We start from the raw sequence: 17,794 nt of genomic DNA, 5'->3' as shown, positions 1-17,794 counted from the left end.
GCCGGTTTTTTCATGTTTCGAGCCAAGGGAAACGGGGCGAGTGGGATTTGTTCTGATGCGCGCCCCGGGCGTGGTCAGGCATCTCTTGCAGATGAGGCGTTTCAGCTCTTGATCCAGGCCTCGTGCCGAATGGCCTAGCCAAAAGCACTCGACCCCTTGCCTTATATGCTCAATGCATCTAACTAAGATGTATCAAGCATATAAGGCTGCCTCATGACCGAAGTCGAATTCCTCGCAGAGTATGATCCCGCTGCTTACGAGCGCCCTGCCCTCGCCGTCGATCTCGTATTGCTGGGCCTGCGCGACGGGCGCCTGACGGCGTTGCTGCTCAAGCGGGAGCAGTTTCCGCATGCAGGTCGCTGGGGATTGCCCGGCGGCTTCGTCGGGATCGACCAGCCGATCGACGCGGCTGCGTTGCATGTCCTTAGCGAGAAGGCCGGCCTCGCCGGAATGCATCTCGAACAGCTCTACACGTTCGGGGCCCTCGACCGTGATCCGCGCATGAGGATCGTCAGCGTGGCCTATCTCGCCCTCTTGCCAGAATCCGCTTTCTCAGAGGCATTGGAGCGCTCTTCGTCTCTCCTCGCTGCGACAATCGAGGTGCCCTGGTCGGGCGAAGCGGGCGGACCGGTCTCGGCGCTATCGCCGAAGGGCGAGACACTCCCTCTCGCCTTCGACCATGCCGACATCCTCGCGATGGCGATACTGCGCCTGCGCGGCAAGCTCGATTACTCGGATGTCGGTTTCGCCTTTCTGCCCGAGCAGTTCACCCTACGGCAGTTGCAGGACGTGCACGAGGCGGTTCTCGATACCACGCTCAACAAGCCGGCCTTCCGACGCAGGATGCTGGATCGCGGCTGGCTGGCGCCCACCGGTCTGCGTGAGGCCGGGACGTCCTTCCGCCCCGCCGAACTCTACAGATTCCAACGATCACGCTGATTGGACAGGAGGTTTCCCCATGGCCACGATCCGAAACATCGGCTTGATTGCTCAATTGAGGAGTGAGGCGAGCAGCCACGTCATTCGCTATCGCAAGGGCCGTATCCGGCAGAGCGGCCGCGGTCTCGTCTTCTGGTTTCGCCCGGAGACGTCGAGCATCGCCGAGGTACCTATGGACGACCGCGAGATGACGCTGTTCGTCCGTGGACGAAGCCAGGATTTCCAGGCCGTCGCCGTGCAAGGGACCATCGGCTGGCACGTGGTCGATCCCGAGCGGTTGGCCAACCGCATCGACTTCTCGATCGCGCTTCTCAGCGGCAAGCTGCAGGGCGAGCCCATCGAGAAGATCGAGGCACGCATCGCCGGCATCGCCAGCCAGGCGGTGCTGCAATATCTCGGCGGCAAGCCGGTGCGAACCATCCTCGATGCCGGCCCGGAGCCTCTCCGTGGTGGTCTGGAAATGGTGCTGGCGGCGGATCAATCCCTCGCCGAGATCGGCGTCGCAGCGGTTTCGGTGCGGCTCACCAACTTGGCGCCGACGAGTGAACTCGAACGTGCTCTGCAGACGCCGACCTTCGAGGCGCTTCAGCAGAAGGCCGATGAGGCGACCTTCTCCCGCCGCGCCCTCGCAGTGGAGAAGGAGCGCGCCATCGCGGAGAACGAACTCGCCACCAGGACCGAGCTGGCGCGTCAGGAGAAGTTGTTGATCGCGGAGGAAGCGGAGAATGCGCGAAGCCGCGCCGAGGGCATCGCCGACGCACAGGCCGTCGAGGCGACGGCCGAGGCGGAGCGCATCCGTCTCGTGGAGGGGGCCAGGGCTATCGCCGAGCAACAGCGTGTCGCAATCTACCGCGACTTACCGCCCACCATCCTGTTCGGGCTCGCCGCACAGCAACTCGCCGGCAAGCTGGAGACGATCGAGCACGTCAACGTGACGCCGGACCTGCTCGCGGCCGTGGTGGGCGAGTTCCACAAGGCGCGCTCGATGGTAAGCGGGCGCTAGGCCGTGCCCGTCCTCACCCATCGCGCCGTCTTCGTCATTCGCGAGACGGATTACGAAGCCCTGATCGCCCGGCATGCCACGAGCGGGCAGGTCCGCTTCTTCTTGGAGAGCCGCGGACAACGATTGGAGGACGTTCTGGAGCGCCACGAGCGCTTCCACGCCGTGCTCACCCGGGCGCGGGCTTCCGTACCGGACGAGTGGCGGCAGGCGCTGGTGAAGCGTGCCGACCTCGACCGCTTCCTGTTCGCGCCGGACGACGTTATCGTCGCTGTGGGTCAGGACGGGCTCGTCGCCAACGTCGCGAAGTATCTCCGGGCGCAGCCGGTGATCGGCATCAATCCGGCACCGGACCTCTACGACGGCGTTCTGGCGCGTGTCGCCGTGGAGCGGCTGAGGGAACTCCTCCTCGCCAGCGTCAACGGCGCGGCGCAGGTGGAGCGGCGCACCATGGTGCAGGCCGTGCTCGACCATGGCGAGACGTTGTTCGCGCTCAACGAGATATTCGTGGGACATCGCAGCCATCAATCCGCGCGCTACAGGATCGAGGCGGCGGGCGACGCCGAAGATCAGTCCTCCAGCGGGCTCATCGTCGCATCGGGCACGGGGATTACGGGTTGGGCGCGCTCCATCGCCGAGGCGACCCACCTCGCTGTCCCGATCGGGGCGGAGGAACCGGCGGTGGGTTACTGGGTGCGCGAGCCGTTTCCGAGCATCGCCACCACCACGCGGTTGCGGGCCGGAAAGCTCGATGATGCCGGGCTTCTCGTCACCTCACGGATGAACGATGGTGGCGTCGTCTTCGCCGACGGGATCGAGCAGGATTTCCTGACGTTCGGATGGGGCTGCCAAGTCAGACTCTCGCAAGCCGAGCGTACGCTTAACCTTGCGGTTGGCTGAGCCGACTTTCTCGGCGGAACGACGGGCTCCGCTATGCTCAGACCTCGCGATACCGCCCAAAACGACAGAAGCCCCGAACCGAGGGTTCGGGGCTTTTTGCCGGGTCGTCTGGACGACCGAAATTTTGGTAGCGAGGGAGAGATTTGAACTCCCGACACAAGGATTATGATTCCTCTGCTCTAACCAACTGAGCTACCCCGCCATTACAAAGGTGCCCGCCAAGTGCGAGCCCCTCTGAAGAGATCGGCGGTATAGGGAAGTCCGCTGCCGGGTGTCAACGGGGTGTTTGCGTGACCGGCCGCCCCGTCGACATTTTGTCAAAGCCGCGTGCCCATGATCTCGGCGACCTGCGGGATATCCTTATCGCCACGGCCCGAGAGGTTGAGGACCATGAGGTGGTCGGCTGACTTTATCGGGGCGAGTTCGAACACCTTCGCGAGAGCATGGGCAGGCTCGAGAGCCGGGATGATGCCCTCCAGCATCGAGCACAGCTTGAACGCCTCCAACGTCTCGGAATCCGTCGCCGAAAGGTATGTGACGCGCTTTGCCTCGTGCAGCCAGGCGTGCTCGGGCCCGATGCCGGGATAGTCGAGGCCGGCCGAGATCGAGTGCGCGTCGGCGATCTGGCCGTCCTCGTTCTGCAGCAGGTAGGTGCGGTTGCCGTGCAGCACGCCCGGCTTGCCGCCGGACAGGGACGCGGCATGAAGGCCGGACGAGATGCCATGCCCGGCCGCTTCCACCCCGTAGATCTCGACTTCGCGGTCGTCGAGGAACGGGTGGAACAGGCCCATGGCGTTCGAGCCGCCGCCGATACAGGCGATGAGCGAATCCGGCAGCCGCCCTTCCATCTCCAGCATCTGCTCCCTGGTCTCGCGGCCGATGATCGACTGGAAGTCGCGCACCATGGCCGGGTAGGGATGCGGGCCGGCGACGGTCCCGATGCAATAGAAGGTGTCGGCGACGTTAGTGACCCAGTCGCGCAGGGCCTCGTTCATGGCGTCCTTGAGGGTCTTGGTGCCGGACTGGACCGGGATCACCTCGGCACCGAGCATCTTCATCCGGAAGACGTTGGGCGCCTGACGCGCCACGTCGACGGCGCCCATATAGACCACGCATTTCAGGCCGAACCGGGCGCAGAGGGTCGCGGTGGCGACACCGTGCTGGCCGGCTCCGGTCTCGGCGATGATCCGAGGCTTACCCATGCGGCGGGCCAGCATGATCTGGCCGAGCACGTTGTTCACCTTGTGCGAGCCGGTGTGGTTCAACTCCTCACGCTTGAAGAACACCTTCGCGCCGTGACCGGGAGCCGACTTCGCGCGCAGGTACTCGGTCATGCGCTCGGCATAGTAGAGAGGACTGGGCCGGCCGACGTAATGGGTCAGATGGCCGTTCATTTCCTCTTGGAAGGCCGGGTCGGCCTTCGCGTCCGTATAGGCCTTCTCGAGTTCGAGAATGAGCGGCATCAGCGTCTCGGCGACGAAGCGGCCGCCGAAAATACCGAAGCGGCCGCGCTCGTCCGGTCCATTGCGGAACGAGTTCGGAGAGGGGGCGATGGTCACGGGCTGTCGTCCTTCGCGTCTTGAGGCCGGCGACGTGTCGTTCGGCCTGGGCATGCGGTTGAGCCAATGCCTAGACCCGCACGGGGGGCGGCTACAATGCGGCCAACACGTCGAATCATTAAATCAAGCTCGATTCGACAGCCCTAATCGCTGCGATGAAGGCCGCGATGCGCTCCGCGCTTTTCCTTCCGGGGCTCGTCTCCACTCCCGAAGAGACGTCGATGGCGCGCAGGCGGGTCATTGCCAGCGCCTCTCCGACATTGTCCGGGGTAAGGCCGCCGGACAGCATGGTGCCTTGTGGCAGGTACGTTCCCGCAAGCAGATTCCAGTCGAAGGCATGGCCGTTACCGCCGGGAAGGTCCGCGCTGGACGGCGGCTTGGCGTCGAGGAGGATACGGTCGGCCGTCACATGGTCGACAAGGGCGGCGAGATCCGCATGCGTAGCGATCCCGAGGGCCTTCATCACAGGTCTGCCACCGAGGTCGCGGATCATGGCGACCCGCTCCGGCGTTTCGCGTCCATGAAGCTGGATCCAGTCCGGATCGATCGCTTCGATGGCCGCCTTCACCAGGGCATCGTCGGGATCGACGAGCAGAACGACTCGATCCGCCCTGCCCTTCGCCTGCTCCGACAGGAGCCGCGCCTGCTCGAAGCCGACATGGCGCGGGCTCTTCGGGAAGTGCACGAAGCCGACGAGGTCGGCACCAGCCGACAGGGCCGCATCGAGGGTATCGGGCGTGCTCAGCCCGCAAATCTTGATGCGGATCGTAGGCATGGTCGTTGCCGCGTCTAGCGCGGGGCCGGGAGCGCCACACGGCTGTCGAGACCGTGATAGCGCTCCGTCGGTGCAGGATCACTCGCCGCCACATGGGATTTCAGGCGCTCGGTCTCGCCCTCCAGGCGACGGATTTCGCGGCGACGCTCCGCGCTCTTCCGCCGCGTGCCCGACTGGCCGAGCCAGCTGCCGATACCGCCGCAGACGATGCCGATAGCGATGCAAGCGAAGATCAGGGCGTAGAGTGGCAACGGCAGGCTGAAAGCCGGCGTATCAACGGAGAACGGATCGAAGGACAGGCGAACCGTTTCGCGATTGGCTACCGCCAGGGCGACCACCACGATCGCGACAGGAAGAAGGACCAAACCCTTGAGGAAGCGGATCATCGGAACACTCCTGTCGATGGTGCGAGGCTGCTCATAGCTCGGCGGATTCCTCTTCGCCGATGCCGGCCTCGTTAAGGCGTTGGCGCATCTCCTTGCCCGTCTTGAACACGGGGATGGCCTTCTCGGAGACGGCAACGGCTTCACCGGTGCGCGGGTTGCGCCCGCGGCGCGCCTCGCGGCGCTTGACCGAGAAGGCACCGAAGCCCCGTAACTCAACACGGTCGCCACGGGACAGCGCGTCGGCGATCGTGTCGAGAATAGCTTTCACGAGTGTTTCCACGTCGCGCTGGTAGAGATGCGGGTTCTGCTCTGAGATCCTGAGCACGAGCTCCGATTTGATCATGCGGCGGTCTTCCCTGGAATCATGCGGGCCGGGCACCCATGCTGTTCTGATATTGAAGCGTCCTCAGGGCGCATCCGCCGAGGCAGGACGCCATAGGGCAAGTAACCCTCCCTGCGCTATGCTCGCCGTCTCGTCGCCGACCTGACGCAGGCGGGTGGCGAGGCCGCCCATGCCCATGAGGTCCGCGCCGGTTCCCAGCGCCGACCAGAGTTTGAAGTCGCTCTCGGATTTCGGCTTCCAGTCGCGCACGGGCAGGCCCTTGGCGACGTTGCGCTCGGTCTCGAGCCAGACCACCGCCTGCCGCTCGCCGCCGACGCTGTCCACGAGCTTCAACGGGACGCTCTGGCGACCGCTGAACACGCGTCCGTCTGAGACGGTGGCGAGTTCCTTGTCGTTCATCTTGCGCCGTTCGGAAACCAGACCCTTGAACCAAGCGTATGTGTCACCGACCACGGAGGCCAAGGCGGCACGCGCTTCCGGCGAGGTCGGGGTGAAGCCCGACGGTTCGGCCTTGAGCGGCGACGACTTCACCGATTCGACCTTCACGCCGACCTTGTCGAGGAGGCCCGACAGGTCGGGATACTGGAACAGGACACCGATGGAACCAACGAGAGCTGTCTCCCGCGCGACGATGTGGTCGGCCGCGATGGCGGCGATGTAGGCACCCGAAGCTGCGGTGCCATCGACGAAGGCGACCATCGGCTTCTTCTCGGCGAGTGAACGGAGGTTGCGATAGAGTTCTTCGGATCCCGTGGTGGTGCCGCCGGGCGACGAGATCGAGACGATCACGCCCTGGACCGCGCTGGCATCGCGCACACGCTCGATCAGCTTGGTGGTCGATTCGCTGCCGGCAATGAAGCCGCCGATGGAAATGCGTGCGATCTGCGGTTTGATCGCCGGGAAACCAAGGCCTTCGCCGCCGCGTACCCGGTAGCCGAGAGCACCGACGGCAATGATCAGGCCGCCGATGCCGACGACGCGCCATAGTGAGAGCTTGCGGCGCAAGCGCCGACGATCGATCAAAAGTTCGGCGTCTGCGGCCATGCGATCGTATCGCTCCCTTGTGATCCGACCTCTACGGCCGGTTGCTCGCTCTCGGGCTCGACGACGCGCAAGCATGGCGCGTCGGTCATCCACTCGAGCGTTGTTCCATACCAGACGCCGGTTTGCACCAAGCCTTTGGTACCTCTCGCATCCTTCAGTCGGGATATTGGTGATGCCGCCGAGACGCGAAAGCAGGGCCGTGTTCTAGCGCTCCCTGCGGCGGACCGGCAAGAGGGCTTGCAAAAGGTCATTCATGGGTAGGAGCGAGGCAGCGGGGAGAGACGCACCGAGCAGATCGAAGACCGTCGCGGAATGGTCACGCAAAAGAAGCCCAATGAGGCGGACTCAGAGATCTCCAAAGGATTGGAGCGGTCGACTGGCTTGGGGCACCGGCCGCCGATGCCGTGTCGACGACATGGGCGTGTGCGGCATCCGATCTCGTGTGTTCAGGGCACGAGGTCGTGGAAGGGGTTCGTCGAGGACGGTGTTGCTGGCCGATGTCTGCCTCAATGCGTTCACGTCGATTTGCGGAGGCGACGGCAATTGCAACTGCTCGTTCTCGTCGACGAGGAAAGAGCCGCCCACGGGGAAGCCCGCATAACCCTCGCCTTCCCAAATGCCGGATTTCTGGAGGAGGTGCAGCGATCGCCGCCACTGTGACGGCTATCGGCATGGTCGAGACAGAAGAACGCCCGCGCGGGAGGCGATCCCACGCGGGCGTTCGGGAGACGAGACCGCCGGCTCCGAAGAGCAGGCGATCTTTGCGTCGGCGCCGGATTTAGTCCTGCGCGTCGTCCTTGTCGTCGCTGGTGCGAGCCTTCTTGAAGGCCGCGCCGAGGATCTCGCCGAGGGAGGCACCGGAATCGGCGGAGCCGAACTGGGCCATCGCCTCTTTTTCCTCGGCCATTTCCAGGGCCTTGATCGAGAGCTGAACCCGACGCGCCTTGCGATCGAACTGGATCACGCGGGCGTCGAACTTCTCACCGGCGGCGAAGCGCTCGGGGCGCTGATCACCACGGTCGCGGGCGAGCTCGGCCCGGCGGATGAAGGTGGAGAGATCGGTGTCGACGATTTTAACTTCGACGCCCGAATCCTTCACTTCCAGCACTTCGCAGGTCACGATCTGACCCTTCTTGAACTCGCCGGCCTCAGTGAAGGGGTCGCCGCCGAGCTGCTTCACACCGAGCGAGATGCGCTCCTTCTCGACGTCGACGTCGAGAACCTGGGCGCGCAGCATATCGCCCTTCTTGAACTCCTCGATCACCTGCTCGCCGGGACGGTTCCAGTCGAGATCCGACAGGTGGACCATGCCGTCGACGTCGCCGTCGAGACCGATGAACAGGCCGAACTCGGTCTTGTTCTTGACCTCGCCCTCGACCTCGGACCCGACAGGATGCTGCTCGGCGAAGGCCTCCCAGGGGTTCTGGAGGGTCTGCTTGAGACCAAGCGAAATGCGGCGCTTGACGGGATCAACCTCAAGGATCTGCACTTCCACTTCCTGCGAGGTGGAGACGATCTTGCCGGGGTGAACGTTCTTCTTGGTCCAGGACATCTCCGAGACGTGGATCAGGCCTTCGATGCCCGGCTCCAGCTCCACGAAGGCGCCGTAATCGGTGATGTTCGTGACACGGCCCTTGAGTTTGGCGTCCACCGGGTAGCGTTGAGCGATGCCCTCCCACGGATCGGCGAGCAGCTGCTTGATGCCGAGCGAGATGCGGTGGGTCTCGTGGTTGATCTTGATAATCTTGACCTTGACCGTCTGGCCGATGGTCACGACCTCGGACGGGTGGTTCACGCGGCGCCACGCCATGTCGGTGACATGCAGCAGACCGTCGATGCCGCCGAGATCGACGAACGCACCGTATTCGGTGATGTTCTTGACGACGCCGTCGATGACCTGACCCTCTTCGAGGTTGGCCACCAGCTCGGAGCGCTGCTCGGCGCGGCTCTCTTCGAGGACAGTACGACGCGACACGACGATGTTGCCGCGGCGGCGATCCATCTTGAGGATCTGGAACGGTTGGGGCGTGCCGAGAAGCGGGGTGACGTCGCGCACGGGGCGGATGTCGACCTGGGAACGCGGCAGGAACGCCACGGCGCCGTCGAGGTCGACGGTGTAGCCGCCTTTGACCTGATTGAAGATAGCGCCGGTGACGCGCTCGTTGGCCTCGAAGGCCTTCTCGAGCTTGACCCAGCTCTCCTCGCGGCGCGCCTTGTCGCGCGAGATCACGGCCTCGCCGAGCGCATTCTCGATGCGGTCGACATAGACCTCAACCTCGTCGCCGACGGCGAGTTCGCCTTCGCGGCCGGGGCCGTTGAATTCCTTGAGAGCGACACGGCCTTCCGTCTTGGCGCCGATGTCGATGACGGCCACGTCCTTCTCGATCGCGACGACGCGACCCTTGACGACGGAACCTTCGGTGATCTCGTGCTCGAGGAAGCTCTCCTCGAGGAGAGCCGCGAAGTCGTCGCGGCTCGGGTTACGCTGCAGCGCGTTACCAGCGGTCATTCTGTCTCCTGACAGGCCTCTCGATGGAGGCCGGCGTCGGCGGTTCGTGTGACGGGGCACCCTCGGCGATCGTCGCCCGCGGATCCCTCTGGGGGACCGGACGGGCTCACCCCCCTTTGGGAGGGCCGACGCAATCTGAAACGATGGTCGAGGGCCATTCCCCAACGGGCCGATGGCGGGACGAAGCGCCCGCGCGCAGCCGGATCCAGTTGGAGGACGCGGCTCACATAACCGATCACACTTGTTTCGGCAACAGAATGCATTGCAGCGGCCGCAGGCGCGCCGATCACGTCAGCATCCAGCGCGGTGTGTCGGCATGGCGGAGCCAGATCGCGGAGGCCACGGAGAGCGGCTCCAGCGGCAGCATGACGTCGCCGCGCCGCTTGTCCCAGAGTTCTATCCCGGAAAACCCGATCTTGCGGATCGTCAGCCATGCTCCGAAGGGAAACGTCGCGTCGGTGCCCTGGTCAGGACCGTAGCATTCCTCGAAGGCGAGCGGATCGATCATCATCTGATCGTATTTCTGCAGGTGCTCGGCCATCGAGACCTTGGAGCGGAACAGGATGCGATCACGGCTGTGGGACGAGAAGCACGGCTCGTATTCCGTGAGCGTCATCCAGAGCTTTCCGCCGATGCGGAGATAGGGCGGGTTCGGGCCCGTCTCACTGAAATTCAGCGGGCTCCAGCCCTCTTCGCTCATCAACGATTCGGCCAGTGTCACGGGCTCGGACGCCACCGTTCGACCGTCGGAATCGGTGTCGGTCGCAACCACGCGAGAATCGGACGCCAGCAGTTCGGACTCGAAACCAAAGCCGCCTGGCTCGTATTCCGCCACGTCGTGTCCTGCGTCGCGAGAGGCCATCATTCGCCCCGAAAAAGTGTCCTCGCCAATCGAGGGACATCAATATTGCGCATTTTCTTATGCTTGGCGATCATGCACCGCACCAAGACAAGAAAGGCGCCGCACACGCGACGCCTTCAGAATCACGGGGCGGAGCGAAAGACAGCCGAGGCGAAACTCAATCCTCGTCTTCGTCCTCGGTGCTGCGCATGCCTTTGAGCTTGGCAAAGACCGAATCCGCATTGAGCTTCTCGTCGCGCTCGTTCCGGTGGTGCGCGTCGGCTTCCTCGAAATTGCCGGCCGTGGAGACTTCGGTGGGCAGCAGGGTCGCGCCGGCATCGGTCGGCAAGACCGCCGGGCGGTCCTTGGCGGCGCGCTGCACCTCGAAATCGAGGTCGATCTGCGTGCAGAGGCCGAGGGTCACCGGGTCCATCGGTTGCAACGAGCCTGAGTTCCAGTGGGTACGCTCGCGGATCTGCTGGATCGTCGACTTTGTGGTCCCGACGAGGCGGATGACCTGCGCATCCTTCAACTCGGGATGGTTTCGCAGGAGCCAGAGGATCGCGTTCGGACGATCCTGGCGCCGCGAGAGCGGGGTGTAGCGCGGGCCCTTGGTGGTGCGCTTGACCTCGGGCAGTTTCACCTTCGACACGGCGACCTTGAGCTTGTAGTTGGGAGCCTTCTGCGCCTTCTCGATCTCGTCGCGGGTGAGCTGCCCGGTGGTGATCGGATCGAGCCCCTTGATGCCGGCCGCCACCTCGCCGTCGGCGATGCCCTTCACCTCGAGAGGGTGAAGCTTGCAGAAATCTGCGATCTGCTCGAAGGCGAGCGAGGTGTTCTCGACCAGCCAGACGGCGGTCGCCTTCGGCATCAGCGGACCTTGGGACATGCTCTGTGGCTCCGACGTTGGCAGTGGAACGGGCGGCGCCGGGCATCGGTCCGCAGGCTCCGGATGAATCGATCCGGAAGTCCCGTCTCACGCTCTCAAAAGGGGATCAGCGTATATAGGCGGCGCTCGAAGGGCGCGCAATTGCCTTCACGTCGGCACATCGCCGATGGACGACCGGATACGCCCGATCTCCCTCCGCGATCCGAAACTCTGCTATGGAGCCATGGATCCACCCTACGATCGGCCCCAACGTATCGGCGCGGTGGGGCGCCCTACATCCGCGGCGCCGATCGTCAGACGAACAGGCTCGACACGCTCGATTCCGTCGCGGTCCGGCCGATGGCTTCTCCGAGCAGGGGAGCGATGGTGGCGACGCGGATGTTGCGGGCGAGCTTGACCGCCTGCGTCGGCTGGATCGAATCCGTGATCACCAACTCCTTCATCCGCGAGGCGGCGATGCGAGAGACAGCGCCCCCCGACAGCACGCCGTGGGTGATGTAGGCCGAGACGTCCTTGGCGCCGGCATTGAGAAGGGCTTCCGCCGCGTTCACCAGGGTGCCGCCGGAATCGACGATGTCGTCCACGAGGATGCAGGAGCGACCCTCGACTTCGCCTATGATGTTCATCACCTCCGATTCGCCGGGGCGCTCGCGGCGTTTGTCGACGATGGCCAGCGTCGCGTCGATGCGCTTGGCGATGGCGCGGGCGCGGACCACGCCGCCGACGTCGGGCGAGACCACCATCCATTCCTTCGGATCGAGGCGCTCCTTGATGTCACGCACGATCACCGGGGCAGCGAAGAGGTTGTCGGTAGGAATGTCGAAGAAGCCCTGGATCTGTCCGGCATGGAGATCGAGGGTCATCACACGGTCTGCACCGGCCTCGGTGATCAGGTTGGCAACGAGCTTGGCCGAGATAGGCGTGCGGCCCGATGTGCGCCGATCCTGACGGGCATAGCCGAAATAGGGGATCACTGCCGTGATGCGCCGCGCCGAGGAGCGCCGCGCCGCATCGATCATGATGAGCAATTCCATCAGGTGATCGTTAGCGGGGAACGAGGTCGACTGGACGATGAACACGTCCTCGCCGCGGACGTTCTCTTGGAGTTCGACGAAGATTTCCATGTCGGCGAAGCGCCGGACCATGCATTTTGCCAGCGGAAGCTCGAGATAAGCGGAGATCGCCTCCGCCAGCGGACGGCTGGCATTTCCAGCGATGATCTTGATCGAGGACTTCATGCCGCCGTCTTCATCTCACGTTTCCTGCGCCGCTCCGGATGCTCGCTCCTCGGCGCGGCATCCATTAACAGCCCCCGACCCGGCGTCACAATGCCTTCACTTATGATTGGAGGTGGCCCTGCACAGCTCACGGCTCCAGCAGGCGATGGAGATGGACGATGAAGTAGCGTGTCTGAGCGCTGTCGACGGTCGCCTGCGCCTTGGATTTCCAGGCGCTCTGGGCAGAGGCATAGTCTGGAAAGATTCCGACGATGTCGAGCCCCTTCAAATCGCGGAAGTTGACGCCGTCGAGATTCTCGAGTTCGCCGCCGAAGACGAGGTGCAGCTTCTGTCCGCTGTCGATCGTGGTGGTCATCGTCTCTCCTTGGCAGGCGGTGGGCCGCTGGCACGGGCCGCGATCGAGGTTGCAGGACCGATATTCGGCGCCGCGCTTTAGCGGTGTTCACGACGCGAAGCGAGATGCCGCGCGTCGGTAAGCATCCGTCGCGCCAATCCTGAAAGCTACGCCATGCGCCAGCGACAGGTCTCACAGCTCGAACAGGGATTGCTGAGGCGGTGCCTCCACAGGCTTGCGCGCTGGCCGCTTGCGTTTCGACGGTCCCTCGCCGGTGGGCGCCGGAGGATCCGTGGTCTCCGTCCGAGCGAGACGCGTTCCGTCCGCGAATTCGAGACTGAGGCGCTGACCCGGCGCCATCGAAGCAGCGGCGCGGATCGGTGCTCCATCCTCGTCGCGCACCAGAGCGAAGCCGCGGGCGAGGACCCCACGATAACTCAACGAGCCGAGAAGTGCCGCGAAATTGCCGAGCCTGTCGTTTCGCCGCTCGATCAGGCGACGGGCCGCCTGGACGAGCCGCGTATCGAGGGCACCCAGGCGTTCGTACCGGCGGGCGGTCTCCGTGCGGGCGTGAATGAGAGTTTGTTCACGGGCGACGGTGAGACGCCGGCCGAGATAAGCCAGTGCCTCGCTCTTGCGCGTCGCGTAGTTCTGAAGAGCCGAACGGGGACGGTCGCCAACGAGGGCAAGGCGACCGCGTGCTTTAGCCAGCCGCAACTCTGGTGGATGCCGCCCCATTCGCTCGAGCAGACGACCGAACCGCGCCCGATGATCGCGGGCATTGCCGGCGAGGGCCGGCATGAGCCGGGCTTCGGCGAGATCGAGCCGCTGACGCTTGGCCGCGAGAAAGGCATCCGCCCCCGGCATGGCGCGAAGGAGGGCGCGCAGATCCGAGCCTTCGCGGTCGAGCCGGCGTCGGACCGCCTCGAACTGCCGATGGCCGAGATCGCGGATTTCGGCGACGAGATCGACGCGCACCGGGACGGCCATCTCGGCGGCACCCGTCGGAGTCGGCGCGCGACGGTCCGAGACGAAGTCGATGAGGGTGGTGTCGGTCTCGTGGCCCACCGCCGAGATCAGCGGGATCATGCTGTCCGAGGCGGCACGGACTACGATCTCCTCGTTGAACGCCCACAGGTCCTCGATCGACCCGCCGCCCCGCGCCACGATCAGCACGTCCGGCCGGGTGATGGGACCGCCCGGCGAAAGAGCATTGAAGCCGCGGATCGCGGCGGCGATTTCTTCCGCGGCTCCCTCGCCCTGAACCCGCACTGGCCAGACCAGCACCGGCCTTGGGAACCGATCTTCCAGGCGGTGAAGGATGTCCCGGATGACGGCCCCGGTGGGCGACGTCACGACGCCGACGACGCGAGGCAAATAGGGAATGGCGCGCTTTCGCTCGGCAGCGAACAGGCCTTCCGCCGAGAGGACCCGCTTGCGCTCCTCCAGCAGCGCCATCCAGGCGCCGACCCCAGCGGGCTCCAGGGTCTCGACGACGATCTGGTAAGAGGACTTGCCGGCGAAGGTAGTGATGCGGCCGGTGGCGACGACCTCAAGCCCCTCCTGCGGCCGCTGGCGCAACCGGTTGAACGTGCCCTTCCAGACCACCGCATCGATACGAGCGGTCCCGTCCTTCAGCGAAAAATAGGCATGCCCGGAGCCGTGCTGGCCGCGATAGCCGGAAATCTCGCCGCGCAGGCGAACATGCCCGAACGCGTCTTCGAGTGTACGTTTCAGGGCATTGGCGAGATCGCCCACCGACCATTCCGGAGCATTGGAGATGGTGGTGGGAGCTGAACTGGGAGGAGGAACAAGGGCCATGTCGCGGCGGACGCTAGGCCGGGAGGCAGCGTGGGTAAAGCCCGCACACGTTCGTCAAAATAGCAGGGCGAGCAGCATCATAGCCGAAAGGACCGGCGCAACACCGATCGCGAGTGCCCAGGGCCAGAAGGCGGGCAGGTAGGGCGGGCGGTTGTCGTTGACCGGCTTCACCGCGGGACGCCCATTGAGCACGTAATGCGACAAACGCACTCCCGACCCCGGTCGTGGGGTCATTGGCGGGGCAGCGGAGTGGCGACATCCTGGCATGACGCAGTTCAACTCTCCGGGTGCCTCCATCGTTCCTGCGATATCGTTGTTCTCCGGCGGCTCAAGAACGATTTTCGCGGACGGACCCGATCTTCGGTTCAGAGCACCAGCGGACGAGGATCGGATGGAAGACTTTTCATCCCTGCGCTTTTAGGGAAAACCCTGTGCGGGGATGTCGGCCGCCCGGCGCTCGGGAGCACAGTCGATGCTATGATCCGGAATGCCGCGCCGGTCTTTCTCCCTGCGGTCCTTGCATTCCGGCACGCCTCCTTGCCCTTCGAAGCATAACTCATGAACATTCTTCTCATCGGCTCTGGCGGACGCGAACATGCTCTGGCCTACGCCATCGCCAAGAGCCCCCTCTGCACCCAGCTTTTCACGGCGCCGGGCAATCCCGGTACGGCCGAGTACGGAGAGAACCATCCCGAACTTGCTGTCGCTGACCACGGTGCGGTGAAGTCGTTCTGCGAGACCAACGGGATCGGCCTCGTCGTGGTCGGGCCGGAGGCGCCCCTGGTGGCTGGCCTCGTGGACGATCTTCAGGCTGCGGGCATCCGCGTCTTCGGACCGACGAAGGCCGCAGCCCAGCTCGAAGGCTCGAAGGGTTTCACAAAGGACCTCTGCGCCGATCACAGCATACCCACCGCCGCCTTCGCCCGCTTCACCGAACGGGACGCTGCCCTCGCCTACCTAGCGAAATCCGGCGCGCCGATCGTGGTGAAGGCCGATGGCCTCGCGGCCGGCAAGGGCGTCGTCGTCGCGGAAACCCTTGAGCAGGCGGAGAGCGCCGTCCGCACCATGCTGGCCGACCCTGGTGCGGAGATCGTTATCGAGGAATGCCTGTTCGGTGAGGAGGCGAGCTTCTTTGCCCTCTGCGATGGCACCAATGCCGTGCCGATCGGGACGGCACAGGACCACAAGCGCGTCTTCGACGGCGACCGCGGGCCCAATACCGGAGGAATGGGCGCCTATTCTCCCGCCACCATCCTCACCCCCGCCCTCGAACAGGAGGTGATGGAGACGATCATCGCCCCGACTTTGGCTGGGATGCAGGCGCGTGGAACGCCCTTTGCCGGAATTCTCTATGCCGGTCTGATGCTGACGGCCGACGGCCCCAAGCTCATCGAGTACAACACCCGTTTCGGCGATCCCGAGGCGCAGGTGCTGATGCCACGCCTCGCTTCCGATCTTGTACCCGCCCTGCTCGCCGCCTGCGAGGGCGACGTGACGGGCATCGCATTGCAGTTCGACACTCACCGTGCCGCGCTCACCGTGGTGATGGCGGCGGCCGGCTATCCCGGCGCGGTGATGCGTGGCTCCACCATCCGCGGCATCGCCGAGGCCGGCGCCAGTGACGAGGTCATCGTATTCCAAGCCGGTACGCGGGAGGAAAACGGCCGAATCGTCGCCGATGGCGGCCGCGTGCTCGCGGTGACGGCCACGGGCGACAGCATGATGGAAGCCCAGGCCCGGGCCTATGCCGCAGTTGCCCGGATCGACTGGCCGGAAGGCTTCTGCCGTCGCGACATCGGCCGGAGGGCCGTGGCACGGGAAGTGGCCGGGGACGGAATCTGACCGAGCCGTCCGTTGGCTGAACAAGCCGCCGGCTCCGCAGTGGGACGAGATGGGGCGGCGGCCTTGAAATCCCACCGGCTCGCTCTTGTTCTCCATTGACGGTCGCGCTTCGGCCGAGCAGGTGGAGGAAACCGATGGGCTACGTTTCGAAGACCGTCATGGAAGAAGGGAAGGCCGCCAAGGTCGCCGGCCAGCCGGATGCGGCCAATCCCTATCCCGCCGGTTCGCAGAACAGTGCCGACTGGCTCGAAGGCTACACCTACGACGAGGTCGAACAGAACGTCGACAACGACTCGGACGAATGAGCCGCTTCTCTCACTCCCTGGTCCAGACTTGGCCGTGATAGACGAACACTTCGGGCCGGTTCGCCAGGGCAGCGAGGCCTGAAAATGCAGGGTCCTGGACCGAGATCACCGCAGTGGGGATCGCTTCCATCTGGGTGACGAAGGGCGGCTTGGATTCGAAGGCCTTGCGGAAGCCGCCCTTCTCCAACACCGGCAGGATGCGCGGGGCTATACCGCCGCCGATATAGACTCCGCCCGTGGCGAGGAAGGTCAAGGCGAGATCGCCGCAGACCCGGCCGAGGAGCTTGGCGAACAGGGCGACGGCTTCGACCGCATATGGATCGCTGCCGTCGACACCCGTGCTGGTCACCTTGGCGGGCTCTGCATCGGCTGCTTCTCGTCCAGTTCTTGCGAGATGAACGGCCTTGTAGAGTCGGGCAAGCCCGGGCCCAGACAGCAGCGCCTCCACGGTGACCCGTCCTTCGATGCGCTCGACATGCCGCCAGACGGCTTGCTCGTCCGCATCGGTAGGGCCAAAATCGACGTGGCCCGCCTCGGTGGACACGATGGCGAGCCGATCCGCGTAGGGAACGACGGCCGCCGCCCCGAACCCCGTGCCCGGACCCAGCACCAGCCGGGTTCCCTGATCGCCCTTGAGGCCGCCGTCGCGACGAGGGCCGACGGGTGTCAGGTCGGTCGGGGCGATGTCCACGGCGCCGGCGGCGACGGGCACGTAGTCGTTGACGACCACCGAGCGCGACAGGCCGAAATCCCGTCCGATCCGCTCGCCTTCGATCACCCAATCGGCATTGGTGAGGCGGACGGCTGGCCCGTCGATCCGAGCCGCCACCGCAAGGATCCCTGAACGTGGGGCGGGCCCGTCATGCTTTTCGAGAGCGGACCTGATCGCCGCGCTCGGATCGGGAAAAGCCTTCGTCTGGACATGGCCGAGGATCTTCGCTTCGGCACCGGCTTCAGCCACGAGTGCGAAGCGAGCATTGGTGCCGCCGACATCACCGACGAGGACCGGAAATTCGAACATGCGGACAATGCTCCTTCGCGCTGGAAGCCGGTATCGGTGATCCCGCCG

At 64.9% G+C, this 17,794-nt stretch carries 18 protein-coding genes, 1 tRNA gene and 1 pseudogene; 5 read left to right on the top strand and 15 right to left on the bottom strand.

Annotated elements, in window-relative coordinates; all coding sequences use genetic code 11:
• The first annotated feature begins 213 nt into the window (after nucleotides 1-213).
• From ACFQ4G_RS10605 to ACFQ4G_RS10595, 3 genes are read left to right on the top strand one after another with little or no spacing between them, the layout of a single operon-like run.
• Nucleotides 214-939 (top strand): NUDIX hydrolase, encoded by a 726-nt coding sequence (locus tag ACFQ4G_RS10605; RefSeq protein ID WP_238205901.1) that lies wholly within the window; start codon nucleotides 214-216, stop codon nucleotides 937-939.
• A gap of 19 nt (nucleotides 940-958) precedes the next feature.
• Nucleotides 959-1,942, top strand: a complete 984-nt coding sequence (locus ACFQ4G_RS10600; protein ID WP_238205903.1) for an SPFH domain-containing protein — start codon at nucleotides 959-961, stop codon at nucleotides 1,940-1,942.
• Between the two features lie 3 nt (nucleotides 1,943-1,945).
• A complete protein-coding gene (locus ACFQ4G_RS10595) occupies nucleotides 1,946-2,839 on the top strand; it encodes a hypothetical protein (protein ID WP_238205905.1) in 894 nt (297 codons plus the stop codon).
• A gap of 125 nt (nucleotides 2,840-2,964) precedes the next feature.
• Here ACFQ4G_RS10595 and ACFQ4G_RS10590 read toward each other — a convergent pair.
• From ACFQ4G_RS10590 to ACFQ4G_RS10525, 14 genes and pseudogenes are all read right to left on the bottom strand, one after another.
• Nucleotides 2,965-3,041 (bottom strand) — tRNA-Met (locus ACFQ4G_RS10590).
• A gap of 115 nt (nucleotides 3,042-3,156) precedes the next feature.
• On the bottom strand, nucleotides 3,157-4,398 hold the full coding sequence (gene trpB, locus ACFQ4G_RS10585) for a tryptophan synthase subunit beta (RefSeq protein WP_238205907.1): 1,242 nt from the start codon (nucleotides 4,396-4,398) through the stop codon (nucleotides 3,157-3,159).
• A 118-nt stretch (nucleotides 4,399-4,516) separates the two neighbouring features.
• Nucleotides 4,517-5,173, bottom strand: coding sequence for a phosphoribosylanthranilate isomerase (locus tag ACFQ4G_RS10580; RefSeq protein WP_238205909.1), 657 nt, complete (start codon nucleotides 5,171-5,173; stop codon nucleotides 4,517-4,519).
• Nucleotides 5,174-5,187: 14 nt separating this feature from the next.
• A complete protein-coding gene (locus ACFQ4G_RS10575) occupies nucleotides 5,188-5,559 on the bottom strand; it encodes a lipopolysaccharide assembly protein LapA domain-containing protein (protein WP_238205911.1) in 372 nt (123 codons plus the stop codon).
• Between the two features lie 31 nt (nucleotides 5,560-5,590).
• Entirely contained in the window at nucleotides 5,591-5,902 is a 312-nt protein-coding gene (locus ACFQ4G_RS10570; protein WP_238206004.1) for an integration host factor subunit beta, read from the bottom strand.
• Between the two features lie 63 nt (nucleotides 5,903-5,965).
• Nucleotides 5,966-6,946 (bottom strand): signal peptide peptidase SppA, encoded by a 981-nt coding sequence (gene sppA / locus ACFQ4G_RS10565; RefSeq protein ID WP_238205913.1) that lies wholly within the window; start codon nucleotides 6,944-6,946, stop codon nucleotides 5,966-5,968.
• Between the two features lie 555 nt (nucleotides 6,947-7,501).
• Nucleotides 7,502-7,591, bottom strand: a pseudogene (locus tag ACFQ4G_RS10560) (malate:quinone oxidoreductase); the annotation flags it as partial.
• A gap of 133 nt (nucleotides 7,592-7,724) precedes the next feature.
• A complete protein-coding gene (gene rpsA, locus ACFQ4G_RS10555; protein WP_227438246.1) occupies nucleotides 7,725-9,455 on the bottom strand; it encodes a 30S ribosomal protein S1 in 1,731 nt (576 codons plus the stop codon).
• A 286-nt stretch (nucleotides 9,456-9,741) separates the two neighbouring features.
• Nucleotides 9,742-10,320 carry a hypothetical protein gene (locus ACFQ4G_RS10550; protein WP_379040146.1) on the bottom strand — a complete coding sequence of 193 codons (579 nt, stop codon included), beginning with the start codon at nucleotides 10,318-10,320 and terminating at the stop codon, nucleotides 9,742-9,744.
• Nucleotides 10,321-10,474: 154 nt separating this feature from the next.
• Entirely contained in the window at nucleotides 10,475-11,185 is a 711-nt protein-coding gene (locus ACFQ4G_RS10545; protein ID WP_238205916.1) for a DUF1013 domain-containing protein, read from the bottom strand.
• 293 nt (nucleotides 11,186-11,478) lie between these two features.
• The gene (locus ACFQ4G_RS10540) at nucleotides 11,479-12,423 is read right to left on the bottom strand and encodes a ribose-phosphate pyrophosphokinase (RefSeq protein WP_019903469.1); all 945 of its coding nucleotides are present in this window, start codon (nucleotides 12,421-12,423) and stop codon (nucleotides 11,479-11,481) included.
• 127 nt (nucleotides 12,424-12,550) lie between these two features.
• The gene (locus ACFQ4G_RS10535; protein WP_238205918.1) at nucleotides 12,551-12,778 is read right to left on the bottom strand and encodes a DUF4170 domain-containing protein; all 228 of its coding nucleotides are present in this window, start codon (nucleotides 12,776-12,778) and stop codon (nucleotides 12,551-12,553) included.
• A 171-nt stretch (nucleotides 12,779-12,949) separates the two neighbouring features.
• Nucleotides 12,950-14,578: an exodeoxyribonuclease VII large subunit gene (gene xseA / locus ACFQ4G_RS10530; protein WP_238205920.1), complete on the bottom strand. Its 1,629-nt coding sequence runs from the start codon at nucleotides 14,576-14,578 to the stop codon at nucleotides 12,950-12,952.
• Nucleotides 14,579-14,632: 54 nt separating this feature from the next.
• Nucleotides 14,633-14,788, bottom strand: coding sequence for a hypothetical protein (locus ACFQ4G_RS10525; RefSeq protein WP_238205922.1), 156 nt, complete (start codon nucleotides 14,786-14,788; stop codon nucleotides 14,633-14,635).
• Between the two features lie 348 nt (nucleotides 14,789-15,136).
• Between ACFQ4G_RS10525 and purD the strand changes: the two genes are divergently transcribed.
• Both purD and ACFQ4G_RS10515 read left to right on the top strand, forming a co-directional pair.
• Nucleotides 15,137-16,420 carry a phosphoribosylamine--glycine ligase gene (gene purD / locus ACFQ4G_RS10520; RefSeq protein ID WP_238205924.1) on the top strand — a complete coding sequence of 428 codons (1,284 nt, stop codon included), beginning with the start codon at nucleotides 15,137-15,139 and terminating at the stop codon, nucleotides 16,418-16,420.
• A 134-nt stretch (nucleotides 16,421-16,554) separates the two neighbouring features.
• Entirely contained in the window at nucleotides 16,555-16,725 is a 171-nt protein-coding gene (locus ACFQ4G_RS10515; protein ID WP_238205926.1) for a hypothetical protein, read from the top strand.
• A gap of 10 nt (nucleotides 16,726-16,735) precedes the next feature.
• Here ACFQ4G_RS10515 and ACFQ4G_RS10510 read toward each other — a convergent pair whose 3' ends face one another.
• Nucleotides 16,736-17,746, bottom strand: a complete 1,011-nt coding sequence (locus ACFQ4G_RS10510; RefSeq protein WP_238205928.1) for a glucokinase — start codon at nucleotides 17,744-17,746, stop codon at nucleotides 16,736-16,738.
• Between the last annotated feature and the right edge of the window lie 48 nt (nucleotides 17,747-17,794).

Origin of the sequence: Methylobacterium marchantiae (genome assembly GCF_042679825.1) — a bacterium.
Lineage (GTDB): Bacteria > Pseudomonadota > Alphaproteobacteria > Rhizobiales > Beijerinckiaceae > Methylobacterium > Methylobacterium marchantiae.
This window is presented reverse-complemented; position numbering and strand designations above follow the sequence as displayed.